This is a genomic window from Gordonia pseudamarae (assembly GCF_025273675.1).
Classification (GTDB): Bacteria; Actinomycetota; Actinomycetes; order Mycobacteriales; family Mycobacteriaceae; genus Gordonia; species Gordonia pseudamarae.
In genome coordinates this window covers 435,729-450,341 of the sequence record NZ_CP045809.1, presented here as the reverse complement: position 1 = coordinate 450,341, position 14,613 = coordinate 435,729, and the positions used below count along the sequence as shown (strand labels likewise).

The following is a 14,613-nucleotide window of genomic DNA, read 5'->3' as shown; positions in this document are numbered from 1 at the left end:
GTCAGCTCCCTGTGAACTTGGGGTGCGCTGTGAACTTGGGGTGCGCTGTGAACTCGGGGTGCGCTGTGAACTTCAGGTGACGAGCGATCCGAACGGGCCACGGGGAGCTACCCGGGCGGGGCGGCGACGGCTTCGACCTCCACGAGCTGATCGTCGTAGGGCAGCACGGTGACACCGACGACGATGGCCGGCGGTGCACCGTCGGTGAACGATTCGAGCACCGCATCCCACGACACGTACAGGTCGGCCTGCAGATGTTCGGCGACGTACACGGTCAGTTTGGCCACGTCGGCGAAGCCGGCCCCGTGACCGGCCAGTACCGCGCGCAGATTGGCCAGGCACTGCCGGGTCTGGCCGACGACGTCGCCGGGTGCGACCACCTCCCCGGCCTGCCCGAGCGGTGCGATGCCCGCGGTGAAGATGAGCGGCCCCGCCGAAACGCTCGCGCTGTAGGGAAATCCGCCGTCGAACAGTCCTTCGGTTCTGCCGTGCTGCACTCGTGACATGAGCGTCATCCTAAACTGGGGGACGCGGCGAATCGGGGCGCACGCCCGCCCCGACGCCGCGCTGTACGGCGGGACCCGGATACGACAGGAGGCCCGGCGCCGCGCGCCGGGCCTCCTGTAGGCAGGTGTTACACGTGCACCTGGTTGGCTGTTACACGCGCACCTGGTTGGCGACCGTGCGGAGCTTGTGCCGGGCCAGTGCCAGATTCGCGGTGGCGCGGTTGAGCACGAAGTAGATGAACAGTCCGGCGGTGCCGCCGTCACGCAGCACGTTGACCAGGTGGTACTGCTTGTCGAGCGTGATCAGCATGTCCTCGAGGCCACCGCTGATGCCCAGGTCGTTCATGGTGCGCAGCTTTGCCCGGACGACGTTGGAGTTGCCGGCGGCGGCGATCTCCAGGTCGAAGCCGGGGTTGCCGCCGGCCGCCAGCACCATACCGCTGTCGAGGTCGACCACGGCCGCCCCCAGTGCGCCGTCGACCGAGAGAAGGTCGGCTACCGAATCGTCGAGTCTTGCCATGTTGTTTACTCCTATCGCGGCAGTGTCTGCCGGTGAGTCACCGCGCGACGATGGCGCCGGGGGCGATGATGGTTTCTGCTCGTGCGCGCCGACCGCCGCCTGCCTCGGCAGGTTGATCGGCAACTCACGCATCGTGCTCTCGAAGATGTACGGTTCACCGCCGCCGGAATGCGCCCCGCCCCTGGTCAGGGCCCCACTTCCGACCGTCGCCCGTCCCGGTTCGTACCGGTACGGCGGCGGGTCCGTGAAACCCTGTAAGCGCTGCGGAGATGAATCCGGCCCAACCTGATCATCGACCACTGGTCACTTCCTCTGAACATTCATTGGGCCACATCGTGAGTACGGCGAACTATACCCAATTCACATTGGTATCAAAAGCGGAGTGAGGCCTCATTTGAAATTAAATAGAGCGCAGAACATTGCCTATTGCAAAAATGCGCATTGCGCCACCGATGACCTGCACCACACCATGGAAGAGTGCCGGAGGCGGATCATCGAGACCGTGGACCGTTCGAGACCGTGGACCGTGACCGGAGACACCGAAACCCCGTTCCCGCCGAGGCCGATAACACCGGCGGGAACGGGGCCGTACCGAGAGCCCCCTGTCGGGATTGAACCGACGACCGCTCGCTTACAAGGCGAGTGCTCTACCACTGAGCTAAGGAGGCATTCGTGCTGCCCGAGTATATCCAGCGTTCCCTGCGCCGGATCACCGGCACCCGTCAGGCAACGATCGACACCATCGAGCCCGGCGCGATCGCGGTCTCCCCCCGCCGGCCGATCGACAGATTCGATGTCGGCTCCATCACCGAGGTCCTCGATCTCGCGACCAAGATCGGCGCGGTGCTGCTCGACTCGGGTACCGCCGCCCGCGACACCCAGACCCAGGTGGAGTTCGTGGCGAGCGCGTACGGTCTCGACGACGTCGACGTGGACGTCACCTACAACAAGATCATGGCCAGCGCCCGCCGCGGTGCGACACTGCCACCGATCACCACCATGGAGCAGGTCAGCCACCGCTCCCTCGACTTCACCCGGCTCGCCGACGTCGACCGGTTGATCCGGCACATCCGCAACTCCGGAATCACCCCGGCCACCGCGCATCAGATGGTCGACAAGATCATCGCCGCGCCGCACCCGTATCCGCATTGGGTGGCGACCATCGCCTGGGGAGTCATGGCCTCGGGCGTGTCGCTGTTGCTCGGCGGCCGGCTGCTCGGCGCGGTGCTGGCCTTCCTGACCACCATCACCATCGTCAGCGTCAACCGGCGGGTCAACCGGCTCGGCGTGCCGGTCTTCTTCCAGCAGGTGATCGGTGGTTTCATCGCCGTGGTACCCGCCGCCGTGGTCTCGGAGCTGTCACAGACGCTGGACATCGAGCTCGTACCGTCCCGGGTGATCGCCGCCGGCATCGTGGTGTTGCTCTCCGGGTTGCCGCTGGTCGGATCGCTGCAGGACGCGATCACCGGCGCCCCGATCACCGGTGTGGCCCGGTTCTTCGAGCTGCTGCTGATGACCGCCGGCATCATCGCGGGGGTCGGCACCGCCATCCGTCTGCTGGAGGGGGCGGGCATCTATCTGCCCGCCCTCACCACGCTGACCCGGTTCGGTGCCGTCGACCTGCCCGTCCAGATCACCGGCGGCGCCATCGCCTCGGCCGCGTACGCGCTGGCCAGCTATGCCAAACGCCGGGCGATCCCGGTGGCCTTCCTCAGCGGTGCGATCGGCACGTCGATCGCCCTCGGTGTGCTGTTGCTGGCTCCGGTCGGTCCGGTCATCGCCAACGGTGCCGCCGCCGTCGTCGTCGGGTTGGTGGGCGGTCTGCTGGCCCGCCGGGCGCTGACCCCGCCGCAGGTGGTCGCGATCGCCGGCATCACCCCGCTGCTGCCCGGCCTGGCCGTCTACCGCGGTCTGTACGGTCTGCTCAGCGAGCAGACGCTCAGCGGTATCACGTGGATGGCGAGCGCCTTGGGTACCGGCTGCGCACTCGCGGCGGGGGTCACCCTCGGCGAGGTCGTCGCGCGGATGCTGCGGCGCCCGTCGTTTCTTCCGGAGGGACGCCCCTTCGCCAGGGGCGGTGGCGACAGAAGACGTGCGCCGGGGCGAGCGAAGCGACGGGGGATACCGCCGGGGCGAGCGAAGCGACGGGGGATACCGCCGGGCAGGTAGAATCGGGCCGATACCGACGGACCCATCACCGGTGTGGTCCGGTTGCGCCGCAATCCACGTCACGAGAAGGACATCATGCCTCCCAAGACCACCGCCGACCTCACCGATGAAGAGCTGGAGCCGGTAGCCGACGAGACCGCCAGTTCCGCACGCCGCGTCGTGGCCGCCTACGCCACCGACGCCGACGAATGCCGGATGCTGCTGTCGATGCTGGGCATTGCTCCGGGCGAAACCGCCTGACCGCGTGAGCGCCGACGGCGGGGTTGACGCGGGCGGCAGCCCGGCAGGTGCGGATTTCGTGGTGGTGGCCAACCGGCTGCCGGTCGACAAGGTGGTCGCCGACGACGGCACCGTGACCTGGCGTCGCAGTCCGGGCGGTCTGGTGACCGCACTCGAACCCATCCTGCGCCAGCGCACCGGCGCGTGGGTCGGCTGGTCGGGCATCGCCGACTCCGACGACAACCCCGACATCGAGGGCATCGACATCCACGCCGTGCCGCTGTCGTCGCAGGAGATCGCCGAGTACTACGAAGGGTTCTCCAACGCCACGCTGTGGCCGCTCTACCACGACGTCATCGTCAAACCCGAGTATCACCGTGAATGGTGGAACACCTACGTCGAGGTGAACCGGCGGTTCGCCGAGGCCACGTGCAAGGCCGCGGCCCACGGCGCGCTGGTGTGGGTGCAGGACTACCAGCTGCAGCTGGTGCCCAAGATGCTGCGGATGCTGCGGCCCGATCTGCGGATCGGCTTCTTCCTGCACATCCCGTTCCCCCCGATCGAGTTGTTCCTGCAGAACCCGTGGCGCACCGAGATCGTCGAAGGTCTGCTCGGCGCCGACCTGATCGGTTTCCATCTTCCCGGCGGCGCGCAGAACTTCCTGTATCTGGCGCGCCGGCTGGCCGGTCAGGCCACCAGCAAGGGCACCGTCGGGGTCCGGTCGCGGTTCGGCGTGGTGCAGGTCGGTTTCCGCACCGTGCGGGTCGGTGCGTTCCCCATCTCCATCGATTCCGGCGAACTCGACGCCAAGGCCCGCTCCAAGGCCGTCCGCGCCCGCGCCGCCGAGATCCGTAAGGAACTCGGAAACCCGAGGACCGTCATGCTCGGCGTCGATCGACTCGACTACACCAAGGGCATCGATGTGCGCCTCATAGCGCTGTCGGAGTTGTTTGCCGAGAAGCGTCTCGACCCGCATGAGACGGCGATGGTGCAGTTGGCCACCCCGAGCCGCGAACGCGTGGACAGCTACATCCAGATGCGGGCCGGGATCGAGCAGTTGGTCGGCAATATCAACGGCAATTTCGCCGAGGTCGGCCAACCCGTCGTGCAATACCTGCACCGGCCGGTCCCGCGAGACGAGCTGATCGCGTTCTTCGTCGCCGCCGACGTCATGCTGGTCACCCCGTTGCGCGATGGCATGAACCTGGTCGCCAAGGAGTACGTCGCCTGCCGCAATGATCTCGGCGGGGCGCTGGTGCTCAGCGAGTTCACCGGCGCGGCCGCCGAACTCAAGTCCGCCTACCAGGCAAACCCGTACGATCTCGACGGGGTGAAGGACGCCATCGAGGCCGCGGCCACCCAGACCGATCAGGAGGGCCGCCGCCGGATGCGCGCCCTGCGTCGACAGGTCCTGACCCACGACGTCGACAAGTGGGCCCGAAGTTTCCTGGGCACCCTCGCCGAGGATCCCAGTACCGCCCCGTCGGGCGGGCGCGGCGTCGAACTCGTTCCGCCGATCGAGGACAACAGGTCATGACCGGCATCGGCATCGACCGGTCGCTACGGTCGGCACTGGCCGCCGCGGCGGCCGCCCGGCACCTGCTGGTCGCCTCCGACTACGACGGCGTGCTCTCCCCCATCGTGTCCCAGCCCGAGGACGCGGTACCCGATCCGGCGTCGGTCGCCGCCATCGAGTCGGCCGCGGCGCTGCCGAATACGTCGGCCGCGGTGGTCTCCGGCCGGGCACTGGGCGATCTGTCGCTACGGTCGGGGTTGTCCGTCGACGGACCGGTCACCCTCATCGGCAGCCACGGCACCGAATCGAGCAGCGGTTTCATCACCGAGATCACCGATCGGCACCGCGCTCTCCTGGCCCGCATCGTCGCCGAATTCGACGCCATCGCAGCCGATTACCCGGGCGTTCGGGTGGAATCCAAACCCATCAGCGCCGCCCTGCACGTGCGCAACGCCGCCCCGGCCGACGCCGATTCCGCCCTGCTCCGCGCCCGCGAGGGCGCCGCCGGCTGGGAGGGCGTGGAAGCCACCGAGGGCAAGTCGGTCATCGAGCTCGCGGTCATCAAGACCTCCAAAGGTCATGCCCTGGACGCACTTCGGGCCCGTACCGGCGCCGACGCGGTGATCTACCTCGGGGACGACGTCACCGACGAGAAGGCCTTCGCCCACCTCGGTCCGGCGGATGTCTCCATCAAGGTGGGTGAGGGCCCCACCGTGGCCACCCACCGTATCCCCGATACCGACGCCGTCGCGACGGTCCTCGAGTTCACACTCATCCAGCGCCGAGACACGCTCCGTTAACACCGAACTCCCTTGGCGCACCATCTATTTTGGTTGAGCCTGTTGACGGTTGTCGGGTGACGTCACCGGACGCGAGGCGATCATCATCCGCGCCCGAGATGCCCGCGGATAAGCATCTCCGGACTCGCCACGTACGCGGAGTCGGTTGTTGCCGATGTCGGCGGACTCGAACTCGATTCCGGCGGACGGCCGGTACCCGTCAGGCGATAACCGCCCGCGACCACCCGTCGTCGACGGGCAGCGGGTCGGGCGAACTGGCGCTCACCCAATACGAATTGAGCGTGATCGAACCACCGTGATTCTCCAGGAAGGCGATGTCGGCGGCATCCCGGCCGGTGGCGATCCGCACGAAACCCGCGCGCGGTGCCAGCCCGGTGGCGTCGACCACCACCCAGTCGCCGTCGATGATGGCCTCGGTGACGGCATGAAAGTCCATCGGGGTGCAGCCGGGCGCGTATACCGCGACCGCGCGCGCGGGAATGTTGAGCGCACGCAGCAGGGCGACGGTCAGGTGCGCGTAGTCACGGCACACCCCGGCACCGGCCATCAGGGTGTCGGCGGCGCTGTCGATGGGGTCGCTGGTGCCGGGGATGTACCGTGTGTGCGACCGCACGAACTCCACCACCTGATCGAGCAGTTCGCGATGGGGCCGCTCGGCGTCGAATCGGCTGGACACGAACCCGAAAAAGGTATCGGATTCGGCATATCGACTGGGCCGCAAGTACATCGAGGAATCGAGCGCACTGGCCCGCACCGGCGGGGCGGACTGGGTGACCTGCGCCCGGTAGTCGATCGACACCACACCCTGCGCGGCCCGGAACCGGTGGATACGGGTGCCGGTGGCATCGATGATCTCCTCCGGTGTCACCGGCGCCCCGGCCACCACGACACCGAGCCGTTCCCGGTAGGCGATACCCGGTACCCGCGCGACGGCGATCCGCATCTCGATATCGCAGGGTTCGGCCACGAACACCTCAAGGGTGGCCGACACGTCACGCTGGGCGATCATGGCACAACGGTAGGTGATGACCGGTGTTCACGGGTGCCAGGGGACGATTCGGCCGCGGCGCGCCGTCCCGCCCGCCCGGCGTGCGACATCGGGCACCGGTCACACCACTGCGCCGACGGGATCGGCGTACAGCACGCTCAGCGCCACCACGACGGCAGCGCTTTCCTGCACCCGCACACCAAATCTCGGTGGTGCGATCTCCAGCGGCCAGCTGACCGTGGTCGCCGCGTTGAACGCCGCCTGCACCGGCGCCAGCCCGTCCGGGTGGGCGGAGAAGGCATCCCCGGCCACCACGATGGAATCGGGGTTGATCACATCGCGCAGCAGCGCGACCGATTCGCCGAGCACCCGTGCCCGCTCGTCGACGATCTGCGATGCCGTCACCGGGATGCCGCGCAGTTCCGATGCGGTGCGCGCCGCGTTCCGGCCGATCACCTGTTGCAGCCGCGCGTACCCACCGGCGATGACGGGTGCGTTGACCGGAAGGTGGGCGATCGTACCCGCGCCCCGCGCCGGAACGTGGACCCGGCCGTCGATGGTGAGGGCCGCGCCGGCGGTTTCGCGCGCGTAGATGAAAAGTCCCGAACCGCCGTCGACGCGGGGGTGGGTGAGCAGCAGTTCTGCCGCCGCCATCGCCTCGACATGTTCGCAGACCGACACCGGAACGTCGAGTATGCGGGCGAGAACGGGGCCGATCTCGGCGCCGCGCCAGCCGAGCACGGGGTGGTCGACGACGCCGGTGTCGACGTCGACGGCGCCACCGATCGCCGCCCCGCCCCACAGCAGACGCCGTCCGCTGAACCGGTCGGCGAGTTCTTTCAACTGGGCGCACAACGCCTCGACCGCGGCCCGCGTCGGACCGGCCGGGGTGGCGACGGCGTGGCTGTACAGGGTGCGTCCGCCCAGGTCGGCGATGGCCAGGACGCTGCGCCGCGCCCCGACGTGGATGCCCGCGACACACAATGAGTCCCGATCCAGCGTCAGCGGATTCTTGGGTCTGCCGATGGCGCCGGGATCGCACAGGTCCGGACGTTCGACGATCAACCCGGACGCCGCCAGGGCGTGCACCTGCCGGTTGACCGTCGCCGCCGACAGGCCGGTCGAGGCCACCAGCTGATCGCGGGTAACCGGCCCGGACACCCGGACACCTTGCAGCACGGCCGCCGCGGGGATGGTGGTCAACTGCAGCGTTGCAGGGATGACAGGTGGGGGCATGAGACGAATCTAGCAGCGGCGCAGTCTCTAAACTGGCATCCATGAGTGCGCAGTCAGGGTCAGAATCAGCGGGAATTGATGTCGCGGCCGACGGCCGGAAGGTCGCGGTGGTGACGGGGGCGAGTTCGGGGATCGGTGCGGCGACTGCCAGGCTGCTGGCCGCGCAGGGCTATCACGTGGTGGCCGGCGCCCGGCGCGTCGACCGGATCACCGCTCTGGCCGACGAGATCGGCGGTACCGGCAGGCAACTCGACGTCACCGACGAGGATTCGGTGGCCGCCTTCGTCGCCGGCCTCGACCGGGTAGACGTGCTGGTCAACAACGCCGGCGGCGCGAAGGGGCTCGCGTCGGTGGCCGAGGCCGACCTCGACGAGTGGCGCTGGATGTGGGAGACCAATGTGGTCGGCACGCTGCGCCTGACCCAGGCGCTGCTCCCGGCCCTGATCGCGTCCGGCGACGGCCTGATCGTCACGATCACCTCGATCGCCGCGCTCGAGGTCTACGACAACGGTGCCGGATACACCTCGGCCAAACACGCCCAGGGCGTGCTGCACCGCACCCTGCGCTATGAGCTGATCGGAAAACCGGTGCGGCTCACCGAGATCTGCCCGGGAATGGTGGAGACCGAGTTCTCGCTGGTGCGTTTCGACGGCGATCAGGAACGCGCCGACGCCACCTACGCGGGCCTGACCCCGCTCACCGCCGCCGACGTCGCCGAGGTGATCGGTTTCGCCGCGTCCCGCCCGCCGCACGTCAACCTCGATCAGATCACCCTCAAACCCCGTGATCAGGCGTCGGCGCGCCGCAACATCCGCACCGGGTAGGTCCGGCGGGCGCCGCGCTGCTCACCCGGACGCGGCGCTGCGGGGTGCTCCGCTGGGCGTGGCCGGGACGGTATTGTCCCGCGCCTGCCCGGTGATCGCCGACATGCCGGTCCACTGGTCCCAGTCGAAGATCCAGTCGAAGATGTCGCCGTCGGCCTCCGACAGGTTGATCCGGGTTCCGGTCACCTCGACGGGATCGCCGTACATGGCAGTCTCGAAATACTTTTGCGCGTTCTCCAGCGACAGGTTGATGCATCCATTGGTGACATTCGACGATCCTTGCACGCCAACGGTTTCCGGATTGGCATGAATGAATTCTCCATTGTTGGAAATCCGCACGGCCCACCGTTCGCGGATATTGAAATAACCGGCGGCCGGGTTGGTCATGTAGAAGTCCTCGTACTTCTCGGTGACCACATGGATGCCGCTGCGGGTGACGTTGCGGTCGAGGTCGCCTTCGCCGTAGCTGCACGGCAGGGTCATCAGGGTGGCGCCGTCGCGGATCACCACGATCTGGTGCGAGGAAGCCTCGGCCTTGACAACCTGCGCGCGGCCGATGGAGAAGTCGCTGGTCATGTCGGCCGCACCGTAGAGCCCATCACCCATCTGCACTCCGTACAGCTTGGCGTCGAGGTGGATCTTGGTGCCGGGTGCCCAGTACTCGCGGGGCCGCCAGTGCGCGCGGGACCCGTTGTCCTCGCCGAGCCAGGCCCAGCCACCCTCGGTCTCGGGTGTGGTGGTGACCTGGAGAACCTTCTCGACGGCCGCCTTGTCCTCGATGGTGCTGTCGAACTTGAGGATGAGTGAGGCGGCGATACCCACTTCCTGGCCGTCGGCGACGTTGATGACGACGTTGGCCTGCGCGTCGGGTGCGAGGGTGGTGAACGTGCCCTGGACCTGCGCCGCCACCTGGTCCGAGCCGACCGCGCTGCCCTGCCAGGTGTAGGTGGCGCCGTAGCCGAGCGGTTCGGTGATCGTGTACTTCGTACGGTCGTCGGACAGCTTTCCGGCAACGGCCTTGCCCTGCGGATTCAGCAGCTTCACATCGGGATTGAGGGTGCCTTTGTCGGCTTTGACCGAAAATTCGACAGTCGGGTTGGGTGCCGCGGGCGACGCGAGATCGGGGCTGTAGGTCAGCGACACCTTCGGCGTCCTGGGCCCCGAATCCGTCTTGTCGTCACCGGATCCCGATCCGCATGCCGCCGCGACCAGCCCGGCCGCACCGATTCCCGCCGCCACCAGCACCGTACGTCGGCTCAGGTGCGGTCGGTCCAGGTCACACTGCCTCTTCATCCCTCCAAATCTACCGGCGAACCATGCGTTGCACGCGATACGTGTCGGGGCCCTCATACCCGGGGTGGCCACCGCGTGCTTCCCGGGCCGGGCTCGCCGCGCGACCGGCACCCCGTTCCACGTAGTGGACTACTCGATCTCACCGGACGAACAGCACTTCGTTGACCAGGTCCACACACGAGACCCGGTAGCCCGCGTCGGCACCGTAGGCGCTGCAGTAGACGTCGTAATCGGCCAGATGCACCAGCCCGGTGTTGTCGCGGTACTGCCGTTCGAGAAGCGCTGTGAAGTACTGCCGGGTCATCGCCACGGCCTCGGCACAATCGAAGTCGTGACCGCGGTGGATTTCGACGCTGCCCGCTCCCCACGGCGAATCGAGGTCACCGCAGCCGGTGAACTGTTCGGACAACTCGGTGGTCATCCCGATGCCCGGCACCACGGTGGACCCCGGACCTCCACCGGGCGGACTGCCGCCGAGCGCCGAGCAGCCCACACACAGTCCTGCCGCCACGGCGCACGCGAACACGCGGCCGACGATCGGAGCGGACATGACAACCTCCTACGGTCGATGCGAACCCTCATGGTTCGACCGTAGGAACGTGCCGCTCCCAGGGCACGAGTAGTGCGCTACCCGATCCGGGTCCGCACAGTCGCGCGAACCGCTAGTCGGCGAAACCGTCGAGGACCGTACGGGAGGCCGAGAGCCCGAGCCGGGTGGCGCCGGCGTCGATGAGCGCGGCGGCGAACTCCGCGGTGCGGATACCCCCGGACGCCTTGATCTCGGCGTCCTCACCGACGGCCGCCCGCATCAGTTCGACGGCCGCGACACTCGCCCCGCCGAGCGGATGGAAGCCGGTCGAGGTCTTGACGTAGTTGGCGCCTGCGGTGACCGCGCGCCTGCACACCTCGGTGACGGCGTCGGGCCCGGACAGTTCCAGCAGCGCCGCCGACTCGATGATCACTTTGAGGATCTTCTCGCGGCCGATCGCCTCCCGCACCGTCAGGATATCGGCGAACACCTCGTCATAGCGGCCGTCGACGGCCGCGCCCACGTCGATCACCATGTCGATCTCGTCGGCACCGGTGTCCACCGCCAACCGCGCCTCGGCCGCCTTGACCAGCGAATGGTGCTTGCCCGACGGAAACCCGGCGACCGCGCAGGTGTTCACGATGCCGGTGTCGATCGGCAGCATCGACGGTGACAGGCACACCGCGTACACACCGAGATCGACGGCCTCGGCGATGGCTGCCGCGGCGTCGGCCGGGGTCGCCTCCGGCTTGAGCAGCGTGTGGTCGACGATGGCTGCCACATCGCGGCGCGGGTAGCGGGTGATGAGGCCGGTGTTCGTCACCCCGAGGTCGTTGTTGGTCACGCAGTCGAGCTTGGCACACTTGACGATGTGACTTCATCTTCCGGCGACGACCGCTATATCCTGACCCTCGGCTGCCCTGACACCACGGGCATCGTCGCCCGGATCTCGGGCTTCCTCACCGAGATCGGCGGGTGGATCACCGAGGCCGGCTACCACTCCGACCCCGATTCGGGCTGGTTCTTCACCCGGCAGGCCATCCGCGCCGACTCGGTGACCCTGACCCGCGACCAGATCGCCGCCCGGTTCAAGGCCGAGGTGGGTGATCCGCTCAACGCCGAATGGAGCCTCACCGACACCGCAGTGGGCAAGTCGGCCGTGCTGCTGGTGAGCAAAGAATCACACTGCCTGGTCGATCTGCTGGGCCGCGCCCACCGGGGTGAACTGCCCGCGACGATCAGTGCCGTCGTCGGCAATCATGCGGATCTGGCGGAGCTGACCGAACGTTTCGGGATCCCGTTCCATCACGTGCCGTTCTCCGCCGACCGTAAGGCCGAATCGTTCGCTCAGGTCGCCGATATCGTCGACGGATACAATCCCGACGCGGTGGTGCTGGCCCGCTTCATGCAGATTCTGCCGCCCACCCTGTGCGAGGCCTGGTCGGGCCGGGCCATCAACATCCACCACAGCTTCCTGCCGAGCTTCGTCGGTGCCCGCCCCTACCATCAGGCGTTCGCGCGCGGGGTCAAGCTGATCGGCGCCACCTGCCATTACGTGACCGCCGACCTCGACGCCGGACCGATCATCGAGCAGGACGTCATCCGCATCGACCACAGCGATTCGGTCGCCGACATGGTGCGTCAGGGACGCGACATCGAAACCCTCGTCCTCTCGCGCGGTCTGCGCTGGCATCTGGAGGACCGGGTCCTCGTCCACGGCCGCAAGACCGTCGTCTTCAGCTGAGACCGCATACGCTGAGACATCTCAAGCCGTCGTCGGGGTCTCGTTGAGACCTGTTGACGCGTGCGAAGTTCGGCGGCTGAGCACCGAGGACGTGCGTACACGCGCCGCTGGTGCGGTAACGTCGGGATGCCCCGCGAAGACCTCCCTGCAGCATGGCGCGCCGAATCGGTACGCCAGCACATTCTGTACGGCGAAGGTAGGGACCGACGCGACTTCAACCGGCTACCGGCGAATAAGCAGGCCAAGGCGCACAAGATGGGTGGGCATCTGTACGGCGTCGGGAACCCGGGCAAGACAGAGTTCCCGAAGGGCTGGACCCCGGCCAAAATCATGGACGCCGTGGCCGACACTCGTATGAAACCCATGTGGATACGCGAGCACGACACAACCATCGAGCACGTTCGAGAAATCGACGGCGTCATGGTCAGCGTTTTCTTCTACCACGGACCCAATGGCGAAGTCGCGCTACAGGCATACCCTCGTGGTGGTGTCGGAGTTCGCGCGCAACGCGAGGGACGGCTCATCGCCGGTAGAGGTTGGAGTCATCGCGCACCTGAGCACTACCAGCGTCTGTAGCCCAACTGGCCGAGGCACCGGATTTAAGTCCCGGCAAGTGTGGGTTTGACCCCTACCAGACGCACCAGCTGACTGCGGGCGAGGACCGATTCCTGCCGCTGATTCTCCGGAGCTCAGCCGCATGTCACGGTATTGCCCGCGACGGTGTTGTTGTCGGCGATCAGTGTCACGTCACTGCCCGAGACGGTGAAGTCGACACCGGTGTCGGTGACCTTGAGGTCGTCGATGCTCACCTCGTCGAAGAAGGTGCCGAACATCGTGGTGGTGACCTCGTCGACGATCTGCTGGGCGAAGTCCGCGGGCACGCCGAACACGAAAGCGCTGGCCTTCTGTACCTCGAAATGCGGTTTGCCGTTCTCGATGACCGGCTTGATCACCGTCGACACCGGAATCGACACGAACAGCGCTTTCACGCTGGCCTCGATGGACACCGTTCCGTCGGCGGCGTTGCCCGACACCTGCGTGATCTCTCCGGCGCTGATCAGTCCGGAACCACCGCCCGACTGATCCTGGTTCTGGGCCTGTTCGCCCAGCTCGGTCACCCGGTCGAAGGGGACCGATCCGGTGCCGTCGAGCGTGCGGATGGTGGTGTCGTCGCCGCTGCGGGAGATGCCCTCGGCACGCGCATGCAGTGTCATGCCGGTGCCGGATTCGTTCTTCGTGTCCACCTGCACGTACGGGAATTCATTGCTCAGTGCCTGCAGCAGCACCGGCTTCTTCGACAACGCGACGTTCGTCTGCGAACCGGTCAGATCGCCGAACGCCTTCTCCATGCAGTTCTGCACCCGGTTGCGGAAGAACAGTTCGCTACCGACGAGCCCGATCACCAGCACCAACGCCAGCGTCGCCGCCGTCCAGGCAAGAATCCTGCCGCGGTTGCGCCGCGACGGCGAGCTGGCGACGACCGGTCCCCGCCCGGCCGGCGGAACCTGACCCGCGGGCGGCAGGTGCGCGGTGTCCTCACCGTGGTCGAATTTGGCGGTCGGCACCCTGCCGCCGCCGTCCACCTGCGAGTAAGCCTGCGGCCCGGCGAAGGTGGGTACGGTTTCGATCTGGGTGGTGCCGGAGTCGTCACCGAATGGATGCCCGGACGTACCCGCGGTTCCCGGTGTCGTCACCTCACCGCGGGGCGGCCCGGTCACCGGGATCGTCGGACGCGAGGCGGTGCCCGCGAACCGGGGGTCGCCACTGCCGGTGGTTCGTCCGATGCCGGTCGGATCGGCACCGTACGACGTGTGATCGGGGTCGACGGGCGTGCTCTGCGAGGTGGCATCCGGATCCACCGGCGCAGTCCCGTACAGGGTGCTGTCCGGATCGATGGACGGGGTGCCGCGCACGGTCCGGTCGGGGTCGGCGGGCTGTGCCGGGGTGGCCCGTGTCACCGACGATGCCGCCCCGTCCTCGTTCGCCGCGCCCTCGACCGTCGCGTCACCCACCGGTGTCCACCGGTCAGGATCGCCGGTTGACTTCCCGTCGCTTCGCTCGCCGGTTGACTTCCCGTCGCTTCGCTCGCCGGTTGACTTCCCGTCGCTTCGCTCGCCGGTTGACTTCCCGTCGCTTCGCTCGCCGGTTGACTTCCCGTCGCTTCGCTCGCCCGAGCCTGCGTCGTTCCGGTGTTCATCACTCATTCGTCGGTCCCACATTCTCCGGTGGCGGATCGGTCATCGGCTCCTCGCCGACCACGGCCTCCGCG

At 67.6% G+C, this 14,613-nt stretch carries 16 protein-coding genes and 2 tRNA genes; 9 read left to right on the top strand and 9 right to left on the bottom strand.

Going from position 1 to position 14,613, the window contains the following annotated elements; translation table 11 throughout:
• Positions 1–107: 107 nt before the first annotated feature.
• Entirely contained in the window at positions 108–506 is a 399-nt protein-coding gene (locus GII31_RS01905; protein ID WP_213246291.1) for a RidA family protein, read from the bottom strand.
• Here GII31_RS01905 and GII31_RS01900 point away from each other — a divergent pair.
• The gene (locus GII31_RS01900) at positions 505–627 is read left to right on the top strand and encodes a hypothetical protein (protein ID WP_260840245.1); all 123 of its coding nucleotides are present in this window, start codon (positions 505–507) and stop codon (positions 625–627) included. The genes GII31_RS01905 and GII31_RS01900 overlap by 2 nt on opposite strands.
• Positions 628–657: 30 nt before the next feature.
• Here the strand turns inward: GII31_RS01900 and GII31_RS01895 are convergent, their stop codons facing one another.
• Positions 658–1,026, bottom strand: a complete 369-nt coding sequence (locus GII31_RS01895; RefSeq protein ID WP_213246289.1) for a roadblock/LC7 domain-containing protein — start codon at positions 1,024–1,026, stop codon at positions 658–660.
• A 596-nt stretch (positions 1,027–1,622) separates the two neighbouring features.
• Positions 1,623–1,694: transfer RNA gene (locus GII31_RS01890), tRNA-Thr, on the bottom strand.
• 7 nt (positions 1,695–1,701) lie between these two features.
• On the opposite strand from GII31_RS01890, the gene GII31_RS01885 reads away from it, so the two are divergent.
• From GII31_RS01885 to otsB, 4 genes are all read left to right on the top strand, one after another.
• Positions 1,702–3,195, top strand: coding sequence for a threonine/serine exporter family protein (locus tag GII31_RS01885; protein ID WP_213249709.1), 1,494 nt, complete (start codon positions 1,702–1,704; stop codon positions 3,193–3,195).
• Positions 3,196–3,270: 75 nt separating this feature from the next.
• On the top strand, positions 3,271–3,435 hold the full coding sequence (locus GII31_RS01880) for a hypothetical protein (protein ID WP_213246287.1): 165 nt from the start codon (positions 3,271–3,273) through the stop codon (positions 3,433–3,435).
• Between the two features lie 4 nt (positions 3,436–3,439).
• Positions 3,440–4,951 (top strand): alpha,alpha-trehalose-phosphate synthase (UDP-forming), encoded by a 1,512-nt coding sequence (locus tag GII31_RS01875; protein ID WP_213246285.1) that lies wholly within the window; start codon positions 3,440–3,442, stop codon positions 4,949–4,951.
• Positions 4,948–5,730 carry a trehalose-phosphatase gene (otsB, locus tag GII31_RS01870; protein ID WP_213246283.1) on the top strand — a complete coding sequence of 261 codons (783 nt, stop codon included), beginning with the start codon at positions 4,948–4,950 and terminating at the stop codon, positions 5,728–5,730. The genes GII31_RS01875 and otsB overlap by 4 nt, the downstream gene beginning before the upstream one ends.
• Positions 5,731–5,929: 199 nt before the next feature.
• Here the strand turns inward: otsB and GII31_RS01865 are convergent, their stop codons facing one another.
• Both GII31_RS01865 and GII31_RS01860 read right to left on the bottom strand, forming a co-directional pair.
• The gene (locus GII31_RS01865) at positions 5,930–6,739 is read right to left on the bottom strand and encodes a transglutaminase-like domain-containing protein (protein WP_213246281.1); all 810 of its coding nucleotides are present in this window, start codon (positions 6,737–6,739) and stop codon (positions 5,930–5,932) included.
• A gap of 99 nt (positions 6,740–6,838) precedes the next feature.
• Complete coding sequence (locus GII31_RS01860; RefSeq protein WP_213246279.1) at positions 6,839–7,954, bottom strand: ROK family transcriptional regulator; 1,116 nt, start codon at positions 7,952–7,954, stop codon at positions 6,839–6,841.
• A 41-nt stretch (positions 7,955–7,995) separates the two neighbouring features.
• On the opposite strand from GII31_RS01860, the gene GII31_RS01855 reads away from it, so the two are divergent.
• Positions 7,996–8,778 carry an SDR family NAD(P)-dependent oxidoreductase gene (locus tag GII31_RS01855; protein ID WP_213246277.1) on the top strand — a complete coding sequence of 261 codons (783 nt, stop codon included), beginning with the start codon at positions 7,996–7,998 and terminating at the stop codon, positions 8,776–8,778.
• A 21-nt stretch (positions 8,779–8,799) separates the two neighbouring features.
• On the opposite strand, the gene GII31_RS01850 is transcribed toward GII31_RS01855, so the two are convergent.
• The 3 genes from GII31_RS01850 to deoC all read right to left on the bottom strand — a co-directional run bounded on the left by GII31_RS01850 (position 8,800) and on the right by deoC (position 11,423).
• On the bottom strand, positions 8,800–10,071 hold the full coding sequence (locus GII31_RS01850; protein WP_260840244.1) for a L,D-transpeptidase: 1,272 nt from the start codon (positions 10,069–10,071) through the stop codon (positions 8,800–8,802).
• A 139-nt stretch (positions 10,072–10,210) separates the two neighbouring features.
• Entirely contained in the window at positions 10,211–10,621 is a 411-nt protein-coding gene (locus tag GII31_RS01845) for a hypothetical protein (RefSeq protein WP_213246272.1), read from the bottom strand.
• Between the two features lie 112 nt (positions 10,622–10,733).
• A complete protein-coding gene (deoC, locus tag GII31_RS01840; protein WP_407649965.1) occupies positions 10,734–11,423 on the bottom strand; it encodes a deoxyribose-phosphate aldolase in 690 nt (229 codons plus the stop codon).
• A gap of 48 nt (positions 11,424–11,471) precedes the next feature.
• Between deoC and purU the strand changes: the two genes are divergently transcribed.
• The 3 genes from purU to GII31_RS01825 all read left to right on the top strand — a co-directional run bounded on the left by purU (position 11,472) and on the right by GII31_RS01825 (position 12,987).
• Positions 11,472–12,344, top strand: coding sequence for a formyltetrahydrofolate deformylase (gene purU, locus GII31_RS01835; protein WP_213246268.1), 873 nt, complete (start codon positions 11,472–11,474; stop codon positions 12,342–12,344).
• Positions 12,345–12,470: 126 nt separating this feature from the next.
• Positions 12,471–12,920 carry an EndoU domain-containing protein gene (locus GII31_RS01830; RefSeq protein ID WP_213246266.1) on the top strand — a complete coding sequence of 150 codons (450 nt, stop codon included), beginning with the start codon at positions 12,471–12,473 and terminating at the stop codon, positions 12,918–12,920.
• Positions 12,911–12,987, top strand: a tRNA-Leu gene (locus GII31_RS01825). Before GII31_RS01830 ends, GII31_RS01825 begins: the two co-directional genes overlap by 10 nt.
• 46 nt (positions 12,988–13,033) lie before the next feature.
• On the opposite strand, the gene GII31_RS01820 is transcribed toward GII31_RS01825, so the two are convergent.
• Positions 13,034–14,356 carry a hypothetical protein gene (locus GII31_RS01820; RefSeq protein WP_213246264.1) on the bottom strand — a complete coding sequence of 441 codons (1,323 nt, stop codon included), beginning with the start codon at positions 14,354–14,356 and terminating at the stop codon, positions 13,034–13,036.
• Positions 14,357–14,613 lie beyond the last annotated feature (257 nt).

What these genes read in the sequence shown, in the direction of transcription:
- GII31_RS01905 (WP_213246291.1), bottom strand. Translation starts at nt 506, where the DNA reads ATGTCACGAGTGCAGCACGGCAGAACCGAAGGACTGTTCGACGGCGGA.
- GII31_RS01850 (WP_260840244.1), bottom strand. Translation starts at nt 10,071, where the DNA reads ATGAAGAGGCAGTGTGACCTGGACCGACCGCACCTGAGCCGACGTACG.
- GII31_RS01855 (WP_213246277.1), top strand. Translation starts at nt 7,996, where the DNA reads ATGAGTGCGCAGTCAGGGTCAGAATCAGCGGGAATTGATGTCGCGGCC.
- GII31_RS01865 (WP_213246281.1), bottom strand. Translation starts at nt 6,739, where the DNA reads ATGATCGCCCAGCGTGACGTGTCGGCCACCCTTGAGGTGTTCGTGGCC.
- GII31_RS01900 (WP_260840245.1), top strand. Translation starts at nt 505, where the DNA reads ATGAGCGTCATCCTAAACTGGGGGACGCGGCGAATCGGGGCGCACGCC.
- GII31_RS01830 (WP_213246266.1), top strand. Translation starts at nt 12,471, where the DNA reads ATGCCCCGCGAAGACCTCCCTGCAGCATGGCGCGCCGAATCGGTACGC.
- otsB (WP_213246283.1), top strand. Translation starts at nt 4,948, where the DNA reads ATGACCGGCATCGGCATCGACCGGTCGCTACGGTCGGCACTGGCCGCC.
- GII31_RS01845 (WP_213246272.1), bottom strand. Translation starts at nt 10,621, where the DNA reads ATGTCCGCTCCGATCGTCGGCCGCGTGTTCGCGTGCGCCGTGGCGGCA.
- GII31_RS01895 (WP_213246289.1), bottom strand. Translation starts at nt 1,026, where the DNA reads ATGGCAAGACTCGACGATTCGGTAGCCGACCTTCTCTCGGTCGACGGC.
- GII31_RS01880 (WP_213246287.1), top strand. Translation starts at nt 3,271, where the DNA reads ATGCCTCCCAAGACCACCGCCGACCTCACCGATGAAGAGCTGGAGCCG.
- GII31_RS01860 (WP_213246279.1), bottom strand. Translation starts at nt 7,954, where the DNA reads ATGCCCCCACCTGTCATCCCTGCAACGCTGCAGTTGACCACCATCCCC.